Consider the following 11,295-nt stretch of genomic DNA (forward strand, 5'->3'; position numbering starts at 1 on the left):
GATCACGCAGCGGGCCGGGCCGTGCGGCCCCGTCCCCGATGCGCTCCGGACCGGAGCGCCAGGAGGTTTCGCCGATGCATCACCCCCGCGTCAGGACCGCGGTCGCCGGTCTGGTCGCCGCGCTGTCGCTCGTACCGCTGGCGGCCTGCGGGCAGGGCGGCTCCACCGCGCCGCCCTCCTCCGCCGGGCCCGCCGCGAGCGCGTCGGCCTCCACCGCCGCGAAGCCGTACACCGGCGACTTCGAGGAGCTGGAGCGGACGTTCGACGCGCGGCTGGGCGTATACGCCGTCGACACCGGCACCGGGCGCGAGGTGACCCACAACGACCGGGCGCGCTTCGCCTACAACTCGACCTTCAAGGCGCTCCAGGCCGCCGTCGTGCTCCAGACCTACTCGCTGGACGGACTGGACAAGCGGGTGACGTACACCCGCGAGGACCTGGTCGCCAACTCTCCGGTGACGGAGAAGCACGTGGACACGGGCATGACGCTGAAGGAGTTGTGCGACGCCTCCGTGCGCTACAGCGACAACGCCGCGGCCAACCTGCTCTTCGACCACGTCGGCGGTCCCGAGGGCCTGGACGCATCGCTGGAGAAGCTCGGCGACGACGTCACGCGGATGGACCGGGAGGAGCCGGAGCTGAGCCGCTGGGTCCCCGGTGAACAGCGGGACACCTCCACGCCCCGGGCGCTGGCCGGGGATCTGCGCGCGTTCGTCCTGGGCAAGGCCCTGCGCGCACCCGAGCGGGCGCAGCTGACGACGTGGCTGCGGACCAACACCACGGGTGACGCGGTGATCAGGGCGGGTGTGCCCGAGGGATGGGTCGTGGGTGACAAGACCGGGACCGGCAGCTACTACGGGGCGCGCAACGACATCGCCGTGGTGTGGCCGCCGGACTCGGCACCCATCGTGATCGCCATCCTGTCGCACCGCGGCACGAAGGACGCGGAGCCGGAGGACCGGCTGATCGCCGAAGCGGCCTCCGTGGTCGTCGACACGCTGTCCTCCTGAAGAGGCGTACGGCGTGCCGGTGCCCCCGGACGCCGCTCGCGCTCCCGGCGACGCGGCCTACGGATGCCGGGGAGCGGGAGTGCCCGGCACCGTACGGCGGACGGCGAGCAGGGTGGCGTCGTCCCTGAGATGGCCCGCCGTGTGGCCGGCCAGAGCCTGCATCAACGCGTTGAGCAGCGTGTCCGGTTTCGCGCTCCGGCCTCCGCCGGTACCGAGGAAGGACTGGGCCCAGGGGACGAGGGGGAAGAAGGCGCCGCTCCGGTCGCGGGCTTCGGTGACTCCGTCGGTGACCAGGAGCACGGTCTCCTCCGGGTCCAGTGGCACGCGGTTGATCTGCGTCCGCCGCGCGCCGGTGAGTTCGGCCAGGCCGAGCGGGGGGTTCTGTTCCTCGGGCAGGCGGCGGACCCCCCGAGGGCCGAGGACGAGGGGTCCTTCGTGGCCGAAGTTGACGAAGTCGACGTGTGTGCCGTCGGCGCGGAAGGCGATGACGACCGCCGTCGCCAGGCGCGGCTCGTGCCCGGGATCGGCGGCGGCCAGCAGAGCGTTGTGGCGGCGGAGCCCGTCCTCCATCCGAGCCGCCACGACGGCCATGTCCTGCTCGTGGTACCCGGCTTCCCGGAACGCACCCACCACGGCGCCGGCCGTCGACAGCGCGGCCAGCCCCTTGCCCTGTACGTCGCCCAGGGTCACGCGCGCCCCGTACGGGGTGGACAGCACGTCGAAGAAGTCGCCGCCCATCCGGGATCCGGCGTCGGCGGGCACATAGGCCGCCGAGGAGTCCACCCCGCCCCATCCGGGCGGAATGGGCCGGACCACCACCTCCCGGGCCGTGAGCAGTGCGTTCTGCAGACGCGCCAGGTCGGACAGGTTCCTCGATCGCAGGAAGGAGACCACCACCGCCAGGAGAATCACACTGACCCCCAGAGCGAGTCTCTCCAGCCGCAGGTTCGGCCCCGGCTCCGCCATGATGAAGAGCCGGCTCGCCACCAGGGCGAGGCCGCCGAAGACCGCTGTCGCCCAGGGCGAACACAGCGCCGCCGCCAACAGCGGAACCATCAGCAGCCAGTCCTCACCGCTGCCCGGCACGTCCCTCCAGTACCGCACAGCCACCACCACCACGAGAAAGACGGTGGGGACCAGCCATCCCCACCGGTCCCCCCGCAGCAGACGGAGCCTCGACGCGTGACGGCCGGTCAGCCAGCGGAAGGCACTCCGTTCGCCCGGGGCACCCGCAGAAGATCCACTCATGGCGCCCAGTCTCGCCACCGGCGGGCCGCGCACCGTGCCGCCGCGCCCTGCCCGGGTCAGCCGTACCGGGATGCCCGGCTCGCTGCACCCCTCTCTCACTTCACCCCGGAGAGCCGACGCCTCGCGTCAGGAGTCCCCGGCGGCCGCGTCCGGCGTGGCTGCCGGGGACGGGCCCGGCCCGGCGGCACCGCACCATCTCCCCTCCATCAATCGCTTGATTGATGGAGGGGAGATGGCTAGCCTCCCCGCCATGTCCCCATCACCACCCGCCTCGCAAGCCGCCGAAGCCAGCCGGGAACGCATCATCGCCGTGGCCACGGAACTCTTCGCCGACCACGGATACGACGGCACCTCCACCCGGCGCATCGCCGCCGGGGCCGGACTGAACATGGCGACCGTCGCCTACCACGTCGGCGGCAAGCCGGACCTGTACCGCGAGGTCATGCTCCGTGCCCACCTCGCCGAGCGGCGTCTCCTGGAGGACGCGCTGTCGGTCTTCCGCACGCAGTCGTCCGGGGATCCGGTCGCGGCGGTCACCGGACTCGTCGACCGCTACCTCGACTTCTGCCTCGAACAGCCGCACGTACCCGCCCTGTGGATGCGCCGGTGGCTCGACGACGCCGCGGAGTTCGGGGATCTGGAGGCGTCCTACACCCGTCCCCTCGTCAACGCGGTCCGCGACACCGTGGGCGAGGCGCTCGCCGGACCGCCCGACCGGGCCGACGTCGAGATGGCGGTGTGGACCGTGCTCTGGAGCACGCACGGCTTCTGCCGCTCCCCCGTCCGCACCGAGGTGCCCCGCTTCCGGGCCCACCTGCGCGGCCTCGCCCTGCGCGAACTCGGACTCGACAGCGCGACGGGCCGCCGGGAAGCCGGATGACGACCGCGGCGCGCCCGGCGGACCTCACCGACGAGGTCTCGCGCAGCCGCCTTGTGGTCTACGGACTCGGATCGGTGGGCACCGGCCTGTTCTCCACCGTTCCCGGACTCCTGCTGCTGTATTTCATGACCGACGCGCTCGGCGTTCCCGCCGGGGTCGCCGGCCTGGTCGTCACCCTGCCCAAGGCGTGGGACGTGCTCGTCAATCCCTGGGTCGGCGCCGCCAGCGACCGGGAGGCCGTCCGCACCGGCGGACGTACCCGGCTGCTCGTCGCCGGAGCCCTCGCCCTGCCCGCGGCGTTCGCGGCCATGTTCCTGTCACCCATGACCGGTACGGGCGCGGCGATCTGGGTGGCCGTCACCTTCGTGCTGGCGGCCGGCGCCTACTCCCTCTTCCAGGTCCCCTACGTGGCCCTGCCCACGGAGATGTCCGGTGACCCCGCGGTCCGCACCTGCATCACGGTGTGGCGGATCGTCTTCCTGACGCTGGGCATCCTGGTCGCGGGCGGTGTCGCTCCCGCCCTGGTCGGCGCCGCGGGGAACGGCCGGACCGGTTACGCGGTGATGGCGGTGACCGTGGGGGCGGTCATCGCGGTCGTCCTGCTCGTACCGGCGCTCGGCACCCGCTGGGTGCGCTCGCGCCCGGGACCGGAGCCTCTCGGTCTCGTACCGGCGTTCCGCACCGCGCGCGGCAACCGCCCCTTCTTCGCTCTCCTGGCGTCGTTCGTCCTGCAGGCCGCGGCCGTCGCGATCATGCTCGCCGCCGCACCGTACGTCGCCACCCACCGGCTCGGCGACTACAGCCTCACCTCGGTGCTCTTCCTCTGTCTGGTCGCGCCGAGCGCGTTCGCCGTCCCCCTGTGGGCCAGGGGTGCGGCACGCTGGGGACGGCTGCGCTGCCTCACGTTCGCGACGTGCGGCTACGCCCTCGGCGCGGCGGCCCTCCTCCCGGCCGCCGGCATCACGAGCGGCACCGCGTCCGTCGTGGCCACGCTCGCCCTGTGCGCGCTGCTCGGCGTCTGCTTCGCGGCCCTTCAGGTCCTGCCGCTCGCCCTGCTTCCGGACACCGTGCACGAGGACAGTGCCCGGACCGGACGGATCCAGTCCGGCGCGTTCACCGGACTCTGGACGGCCGGTGAGACCTTCGGCCTGGCGGCCGGCCCCGGCGCGTACGCCCTCGCCCTGGCCGCGACCGGTTTCACTTCCTCGACCCCGGGCCACCCGGTCGCCCAGACCGCCACCGCGCAGACCGGCATCCTGCTCGGCTTCAGCGTGGTCCCCGCCCTGCTCATGCTGCTCTCCCTGCCGGCCCTGCACGTCTACGGCCGCCGCCGCGCCCCGCAAGAAACGGAGTCTCCTCGATGACGAGCCACCAGCAAGCCGCCGCCGCTCCGCCCGTGCACCACCCGGGTCTGCCCGAAAGGGGCCGCGCCGGTGTCGGCCTCCTCGGCGAACTCGCGGCTCACACCGACGCCGACCTGCCGACCCGGGGCGGCCGGACCACCGCGTACGTCTACGACAGCGGCCGAGCCGACGTACGGGACACCACCGAACGGGCCTACGTCGCGATGATGGAGGTCAACGGGCTCGACCCGACGGCGTTCCCGAGCATCGTCACCCTGGAGCGCCAGGTGGTCGGCGCGACGGCCACCCGGCTCGGCGGCGACGACACCACACCGGGAATCTTCACCAGCGGCGGCACCGAGTCCATCATGCTCGCGGTGAAGGCGGCCCGGGACGCCCGCCCCGACGTCCTCGCGCCGGAGATCGTCGTCCCCGTCACGGCCCACGCGGCCTTCCACAAGGCGGGCGCCTATCTGCGGGTCACCGTGCGCAGCGCACCCGTCGACCCGACGTCCTACCGCGCCGATCCCGCCGCGGTCGCCGACCTGTGCAACGAGAACACCGTCCTCGTCGTCGCCTCCGCCCCCTCCTACGCCCACGGTGTCGTCGACCCGGTCACGGAGATGGCCGCCGATGCCGCGGCCCGGGGCATCCCCTGTCATGTCGACGCCTGCGTCGGCGGCTGGCTGCTGCCCTGGCTCGCCGACGCCGGGGCGCCCGTACCCGCCTTCGACCTGTCCGTTCCCGGCGTCACCTCGCTCTCGTGCGACCTGCACAAGTTCGGCTACGCGCCGAAGGGCGCCTCGGTGCTGCTCTTCCGGGACGAGGCCATGCGGCTGCGCGCCTACTACGCCTGTGCCGCCTGGCCCGGGTACATCGTCGTCAACTCCACCGTGCAGAGCAGCAAAGGGGCCGGGCCGCTCGCCGGAGCCTGGGCCACGCTGCAGGCACTCGGCGCCGACGGTTACCGGGAACTGGGGCGCGCCGCCCTGTCCGCGACCCGTCGCCTGATGTCCGGAGTCGAGGCCATCGACGGCCTCGTCGTCCTCGGCGAGCCGGATTCCACCCTCGTGGCCATCGGCGCCGATCCCGCCGCCGCACGCCCGCTCGACCTGTTCGCCCTCGCCGACGAGGCCCGCGCCAAAGGCTACTTCCTCCAGCCCCAGCTCAGCCTCGACAGCATCCCGGCCAGCCTGCACCTGACGCTCACCGGCGTCAGCGGTTCGGGCGTCGACGGCCTCCTCGCCGTGCTGCGCGAGTGCGTCGAAGCGGTCCGTCCGCTTGGCCCTCCGACGCCGCCCGCCGACGTCGTCGAGCTGCTGCGTCAGGTGGACCTGTCCGAGCTGGACAACGCCTCCTTCGCCGCGCTCCTGCCCGCTGCGGGCATCGACCTCACCCCGGGCGACGACGTGACGACGGCCCCGGTCAACCGTCTGCTGGACGCCCTCGCACCGAGCACCCGGGAGGCCGTCGCGGCCCGCTTCCTGTCCGCGCTCTACAGCCCCTGCCTGGGCGGGTGAACGCCGCTGGGAGACCGCCTCAGCACCCGCTCGGCCGCCACGGGCCGCGGCCGGAACCGTGCCCTGAAGCGGTACGGCAGGCGCGGTGAGGCACGGCGGGTCGGTGGACGGTGATCACGCGGCCGGCGCCTCGGCGGTGCCGCGCTCCTCCCAGCGGACCGTACGGTCGCACCAGCGCTCCAGCAGCACCCGGTCGTGGCCGACGGCCAGCAGGGCCGCCCCGGACTCCGCGCGGTAGCGCTCGACGACGGCGACCAGGGCGGCCGTGGTGGACGCGTCGAGCATCGCGGTCATCTCGTCGCAGATCAGCAGCCGGGGCCGCAGCACCAGGGCGCGGGCCAGGCAGGCCCGCTGGAGCTGCCCGTCGCTCACCGCGTGCGGCCGGCGCTCCAGCAGCTCGTCGGAGAGGCCGACCAGCGGGGCCAGTTCCGCCACCCGCTCGGGGACGTCCCGGCGGCGGCCGGTGGACCGCAGCGGCTGGGCGATCAGTTCGCGCAGGCTGAGCCGGGGGTCGGCGGAGAGCCGGGGCTGCTGGAAGACGACGCCGACGGCGGTGCGCCGCTCACGCGGGGCGCGGTGCCGCCAGCCGCGTACCACCGTGCCGTCGAGGGTCATGGTTCCACCGTCGGGGCGGTGCAGGAGGGCGGCGACCTTGGCCAGGGTGGACTTGCCGCAGCCGCTGGGGCCCAGCAGCCCGACCGCCTCGCCCGCTCCGACGCGCAGGGACACGTCGCGGACGACGGGGTCGCGGCGGTCGTACCCCGCGGTGATCCGGGTCAGCTCAAGCACCGGCGGACTCCTTCGTCGGGGAGGACGCCCGGCCGGTGGGCCCGTGGTGGCAGGCCAGCCCCGCCGTGAAGAGCGGGCGCTCGCCGGTGCAGCGGGCGTCGGCGTAGGCGCAGCGGTCGGCGAAGGCGCAGCCCTCGGGCAGTGCGCCCAGCTCCGGCGGCATCCCGGGGATCGGGGTGAATGCCCGCTCCGGCAGTGCGTCCAGCAGGCCCCTGGCGTACGGGTGGCGGGGGCCGGGGGCGCCGAAGAAGGTCCCGGCGTCCGCGATCTCCACGATGCGGCCCGCGTACATGACGGCGACCCGGTCGGCGATGCGTTCGGCGGCGGCCAGGTCGTGGGTGATGATCAGGAGCGCCCGGCCCTCGTCGGTGTGGCGGCGCAGTTCGTCCACGGTCCGCTCGACGAGGTCCCGGTCGAGTCCGGTGGTTGGTTCGTCGGCGAGCAGCAGCGGGGCGTCGCCGATGAGGGCGAGGGCGGTCGCGGCGCGCTGGGCGAGACCGCCGGAGAGCTCGTGCGGGTAGCGGTCGAGATGGCCCTCGGGGAACGAGGCGCGGGCGGCTGCCGCCACGACGGCCTTCGGCAGTTCACCGCCCCGCGCCCCGGTCAGCTCGCGCAGGCTCTCCTCCAGCTGCGCCCGGACGGTGCGCACGGGGGTCAGATGGGCGGCGGGGCTCTGCGGTACGAGGCCGATGCGCCGCCCCCGTACGGTGCGGGCGAGGGTGCGCTCGCCGGCGGTGAGCAGGTCCGTGTCGCCGCCGAGCACCGCGCTGCCGGTGGTCCGCGCGTTGGCGGGGAGCAGCCCGAGCAGGGCGGAGGCCAGCACGGACTTGCCGCAGCCGCTCTCGCCGACCAGGGCGAGGCACTCCCCCGGCGCGACGGCGAAGCGGGCACCGGTCACGGCGGCGATGTCCCGGCCGCCGCGCATACGGAAGCGGACGGAGAGGTCGCGGACGTCCAGGACGGGAACGTCACGGCCTGCCGAGGCGGTGTGCTGGTCGGCGGTCACAGCATCAGCTCCGATTTCCGGCGCGGGTTGATCCGGTCGCGCCAGGCTCCGGCGAGTCCCGCGAGCGCGAGGGTCGGGATGATCAGGAAGAGGCCCGGGAAGAGGGTGGGCCACCAGTCCCCCGCGAGCAGCGAGCCGCGCGCGGACTGGACGAGGTTGCCGAGGCTCGCCTGGTGGGACGGGAGGCCCAGCCCGAGGAAGGACAGCGCGGACTCGTGCCACATGGCGTGCGGCACCATCAGCACGGCCGCGAGGCCCGCCTGCGGCAGCACGCCGGGCAGCAGGTGGCGCACGATGACCCGGGTGCGGGACGCGCCGCCGGAGACGGCCGCGTCGATGAAGGGGCGCGAGCGCAGCGAGAGCACCTCGGAGCGGACGATCCGGGCGGTGGAGATCCAGTGCGTCAGGGCGACCGAGACGATCACCGGCCAGACGCCGGGCCGGAACATCGCGACGATGAAGATGCCGAGCAGCAGGTGCGGGATGGAGGACAGGGCGTCCACGACGCGCATCACGACCCGGTCGGTCCAGCCGCCGAACGCCCCGGCGAGCGCACCGATCGCGGTGCCGATGACGGTGGCGGTGAGGGCGGCGACCAGGCCGACGAGCAGGGAGACGCGCAGCCCATAGACGCAGCGCAGCAGGAGGTCGCGGCCGACGTCGTCGGTGCCGAAGGGGTGGGCGAGGGACGGCGCCACGAGCTTGTTGGCCAGGTCGACGGCCTGCTGGTCGAGCTGGGCCAGCGGCGGGACGACGAGGACGGCGAGCGCGACGGAGATGACGATCACCGCCGAGGTGACGACCCGGACGCGGCGGGTGGTGCGTCCGGGCCGGGCGAGTGCGGTCTCAGCCATCGAAGGCCACCCGGGGGTCGGCGAGTCCGTAGAGGAGGTCGGAGAGGAGGTTGCCGAGCAGGACGGCCGCGGTGGCGAGCACGGTGAGCGCGGCGAGCAGGGAGAAGTCCACCGAGGTGGCGGCCTGGACGGTGGCGGCGGCGATGCCCGGCCAGCTGAAGACCGTCTCGACGAGCAGGGCGCCGGTGATGAGTTCGGGGACGCGGGAGCCGATCAGGGTGAGCATGGGCAGCATCCCGGAGCGCAGGGCGTGGCCGAGGAGGACGGTGCGCTCGCTCAGTCCCCGGGCGCGGGCGCCGCGGACGGGGTCCTCGTCCAGCGCGTCGGCGACCCCTTGGCGGACGTACAGGAAGAACCACGGCAGCTGGGAGATGCCGAGGACCGCCGCGGGCAGCACCAGGTGGGTGGCGACCTGGCCGAAGGTGACGACGTCGCTGGCGGCGTCGGTGAGCCCGCCGGCGGGGAGGACGTCGAGCTTCAGGGCGAAGAACCAGATGGCCAGCAGCCCGAGCCAGAAGGCGGGGGCGGCTTCCAGGGTGTACGCGACGGAGCTGACGCACCGGTCGAGCCAGCCTCCGGGCCTGCGGGCGGCGAGGACGCCGAGGCCGGTGCCGAGCAGGATCGCGACGAGGAAGGCGGTGGCGGCGAGCAGGACGGACCAGCCCATGCGTTCGGCGATGACGTCGGCGACGGGCCGGCGCATCACGCTGGAGTCGCCGAGGTCGCCCCGGAGGGCGGAGGTCAGCCAGTCCCACCAGCGGGCCACCAGCGGCTGGTCGACGCCGAGGTTGGCCCGCAGCTGGTCGAGGTTCTCCTGCGATGCGGTGAGCCCGGCCGTGCCCGCGTAGGCCTTGACCGGGTCGAAGGGGGACGCGGCCGCGACGGCGAAGACGCCGAAGGTGACGACGCCGAGGACGGGGACGGCGAACAGGGCCCGCCGTCCCGCCATCCGTGCCATCGGCCCCCAGGGGAGGCGACGGCTCACTTCTCCGAGCCCCCGGTGCTCTTGGCGGACCACTTCTCGACGTTCCACCAGGGGCCGGAGGCCAGCCCGTGGTCGTGCGGCTCGACCTGGGTGGTGAGGGGGCCGAAGCGGTCGTCGACGACGTAGAGGTGGTCGATGTGGGTGAGGAAGGTGTAGCCCGGGTTCTTCACCAGCTCGCGCTGGACGGTGTCGTAGGCCTTCTTCCGCTCGGCCTTGTCCCCGCTCCTGCGCCCGGCCTCGATCGCGGCGTCGACGGCCTTGTTGTCGTACCAGGCCATGTTGTTGAAGCCGTCGCCCGCGAGGGACGACTTGAGCAGGGTGTACTGGTCGAAGTCGGGGTCGGCCGGGGAGCCGCCGCCCGCGAGCACGGCGTCGTGCTTCATGCGGGGCTCGATGACCTCCCAGGTGCCGGCCTCTGTGCGGATGTCGATGCCCGCCTTCTTGGCGTCGGAGGCGTAGGCCAGCGCGTGCTCCTGGCGGAGCTTGTCACCGCTGAGGTACCAGAGGGGGAAGGTGGCGCGCACGCCGTCCTTGACGCGGACGCCGTCCTCGCCGGGCTTCCATCCGGCCTCGTCCAGGATCTTCTTCGCGGCGGCGAGGTCGTGCTCGCGCTCGGTGCCCTTCGTGAACCACTCGCTGTCGGTGGGGACGGGGCCGTAGGCGGGCTTGCCGCTGCCGTTGAGGATGGCGTCGACCATCGCCTGCCGGTCGACCGCCACGTCCAGGGCGCGGCGCACGGCGGTGTCGCCCGCGACCTTGTTGTTGGTGGGGAGCGTCACCGTGCGGTAGTCGTAGCTGTTCGCCGCGTAGGTCTTCTTGCCCTGGTCGTCGGCGAAGCCCTTGGCGAGGTTGGGCGGCAGGATCGCGCCGTCGAGGTCGCCGGAGCGCAGCCGGGTGGCGCGCACGTCGTCGTCCTTGATGACCGCCATGGTGAACTTCTTCACCTCGGGTGCGCCGCCCCAGTAGTCGGGGTTGGCGGTGAAGCTGAGCTTCTCGCCCTTGGACCACTTGGTGAGGACGTAGGGCCCGGTGCCGATCGGCTTGGTGGTGAAGGCCCCGGTGTTGACGTCCTGCTTGCCCGCGACGTGCTCGGGGGCGATGGGCAGGACGGTCCGCTGGGCGAACGGCGCGTAGGGGTACTTGAGCGTGAAGACGACCGTGTCCTCGCCCTTCGCCGTGACGTCCTTGACGGCGTCCAGCTCGGTGCGGGAGGGGTTGTTGGTCTTCTCGTCGAGGATGGTGCGGTAGGTGAAGACGACGTCCTCGGCGCCGAACGCCTTGCCGTCGCTGAACTTCACGCCCTGGCGCAGCTTGTACGTGTACGTCAGGCCGTCGGCGCTGATCTCGGGGAGTTCCACGGCGAGGGCGGGGCGGAGCTTCATGTCCGCGTCCAGGGCGAGCAGCCCGTCGAAGATCTTGGAGTTGCCGTCCTTGCCGTAGCCGAGCAGCGGGCTCAGGCTGTCGGGCTCGTAGGCGATGCCGACGACGGCCGAGGTGGAGCCGGACCCGGATTCGTTCGTGGGGCTGTCCGGGTTCGAGCAGGCCGCCGCGGTCAGGGACAGGGCGGTCGCCAGTGTGGCGGCGACCGCCACCCGTATCGATCGGGCCGTCATATCGGTGCACATCCCTGTTGAAGATCGGCTGCTATTGCGAACAGCAT

General features: G+C 73.2%; 10 protein-coding genes. 4 read left to right on the forward strand and 6 right to left on the reverse strand.

The genetic code is table 11. The features are described 5' to 3' along the window. Positions 1 to 74: 74 nt before the first annotated feature. On the forward strand, positions 75 to 1,010 hold the full coding sequence (bla, locus tag KME66_RS01480; protein ID WP_216318024.1) for a class A beta-lactamase: 936 nt from the start codon (positions 75 to 77) through the stop codon (positions 1,008 to 1,010). Positions 1,011 to 1,067: 57 nt separating this feature from the next. Here bla and KME66_RS01485 read toward each other — a convergent pair whose 3' ends face one another. After that, the gene (locus KME66_RS01485; RefSeq protein ID WP_216318026.1) at positions 1,068 to 2,258 is read right to left on the reverse strand and encodes a PP2C family protein-serine/threonine phosphatase; all 1,191 of its coding nucleotides are present in this window, start codon (positions 2,256 to 2,258) and stop codon (positions 1,068 to 1,070) included. A gap of 250 nt (positions 2,259 to 2,508) precedes the next feature. On the opposite strand from KME66_RS01485, the gene KME66_RS01490 reads away from it, so the two are divergent. Genes KME66_RS01490 through KME66_RS01500 form a run of 3 tightly spaced genes read left to right on the forward strand, consistent with a single transcriptional unit; the run spans position 2,509 to position 6,001 of the window. Beyond that, positions 2,509 to 3,138 carry a TetR/AcrR family transcriptional regulator gene (locus KME66_RS01490; RefSeq protein ID WP_216318028.1) on the forward strand — a complete coding sequence of 210 codons (630 nt, stop codon included), beginning with the start codon at positions 2,509 to 2,511 and terminating at the stop codon, positions 3,136 to 3,138. After that, positions 3,135 to 4,502: an MFS transporter gene (locus KME66_RS01495; RefSeq protein ID WP_216318030.1), complete on the forward strand. Its 1,368-nt coding sequence runs from the start codon at positions 3,135 to 3,137 to the stop codon at positions 4,500 to 4,502. Before KME66_RS01490 ends, KME66_RS01495 begins: the two co-directional genes overlap by 4 nt. After that, the gene (locus KME66_RS01500; protein WP_216318032.1) at positions 4,499 to 6,001 is read left to right on the forward strand and encodes an aspartate aminotransferase family protein; all 1,503 of its coding nucleotides are present in this window, start codon (positions 4,499 to 4,501) and stop codon (positions 5,999 to 6,001) included. Before KME66_RS01495 ends, KME66_RS01500 begins: the two co-directional genes overlap by 4 nt. A 114-nt stretch (positions 6,002 to 6,115) precedes the next feature. Here the strand turns inward: KME66_RS01500 and KME66_RS01505 are convergent, their stop codons facing one another. The 5 genes from KME66_RS01505 to KME66_RS01525 form a co-directional block, all read right to left on the reverse strand. Beyond that, entirely contained in the window at positions 6,116 to 6,790 is a 675-nt protein-coding gene (locus tag KME66_RS01505; RefSeq protein ID WP_216318034.1) for an ABC transporter ATP-binding protein, read from the reverse strand. Further along, positions 6,783 to 7,715, reverse strand: a complete 933-nt coding sequence (locus tag KME66_RS01510; protein ID WP_253208557.1) for an ABC transporter ATP-binding protein — start codon at positions 7,713 to 7,715, stop codon at positions 6,783 to 6,785. Before KME66_RS01510 ends, KME66_RS01505 begins: the two co-directional genes overlap by 8 nt. A 77-nt stretch (positions 7,716 to 7,792) precedes the next feature. Next, on the reverse strand, positions 7,793 to 8,650 hold the full coding sequence (locus KME66_RS01515; protein WP_216318038.1) for an ABC transporter permease: 858 nt from the start codon (positions 8,648 to 8,650) through the stop codon (positions 7,793 to 7,795). Beyond that, complete coding sequence (locus KME66_RS01520; protein ID WP_216318040.1) at positions 8,643 to 9,608, reverse strand: ABC transporter permease; 966 nt, start codon at positions 9,606 to 9,608, stop codon at positions 8,643 to 8,645. The genes KME66_RS01515 and KME66_RS01520 overlap by 8 nt, the downstream gene beginning before the upstream one ends. 23 nt (positions 9,609 to 9,631) lie before the next feature. Further along, positions 9,632 to 11,248, reverse strand: coding sequence for an ABC transporter substrate-binding protein (locus tag KME66_RS01525; RefSeq protein ID WP_216318042.1), 1,617 nt, complete (start codon positions 11,246 to 11,248; stop codon positions 9,632 to 9,634). Positions 11,249 to 11,295 lie beyond the last annotated feature (47 nt).

The sequence above is a fragment of the Streptomyces sp. YPW6 genome (assembly GCF_018866325.1).
Classification (GTDB): Bacteria; Actinomycetota; Actinomycetes; order Streptomycetales; family Streptomycetaceae; genus Streptomyces.

Bases quoted from the DNA above. Each gene is read 5' to 3' on its own strand.
- bla (WP_216318024.1), top strand. From the start codon at position 75: ATGCATCACCCCCGCGTCAGGACCGCGGTCGCCGGTCTGGTCGCCGCG.
- KME66_RS01485 (WP_216318026.1), bottom strand. From the start codon at position 2,258: ATGAGTGGATCTTCTGCGGGTGCCCCGGGCGAACGGAGTGCCTTCCGC.
- KME66_RS01490 (WP_216318028.1), top strand. From the start codon at position 2,509: ATGTCCCCATCACCACCCGCCTCGCAAGCCGCCGAAGCCAGCCGGGAA.
- KME66_RS01495 (WP_216318030.1), top strand. From the start codon at position 3,135: ATGACGACCGCGGCGCGCCCGGCGGACCTCACCGACGAGGTCTCGCGC.
- KME66_RS01500 (WP_216318032.1), top strand. From the start codon at position 4,499: ATGACGAGCCACCAGCAAGCCGCCGCCGCTCCGCCCGTGCACCACCCG.
- KME66_RS01510 (WP_253208557.1), bottom strand. From the start codon at position 7,715: ATGCGCGGCGGCCGGGACATCGCCGCCGTGACCGGTGCCCGCTTCGCC.
- KME66_RS01515 (WP_216318038.1), bottom strand. From the start codon at position 8,650: ATGGCTGAGACCGCACTCGCCCGGCCCGGACGCACCACCCGCCGCGTC.
- KME66_RS01520 (WP_216318040.1), bottom strand. From the start codon at position 9,608: ATGGCACGGATGGCGGGACGGCGGGCCCTGTTCGCCGTCCCCGTCCTC.
- KME66_RS01525 (WP_216318042.1), bottom strand. From the start codon at position 11,248: ATGACGGCCCGATCGATACGGGTGGCGGTCGCCGCCACACTGGCGACC.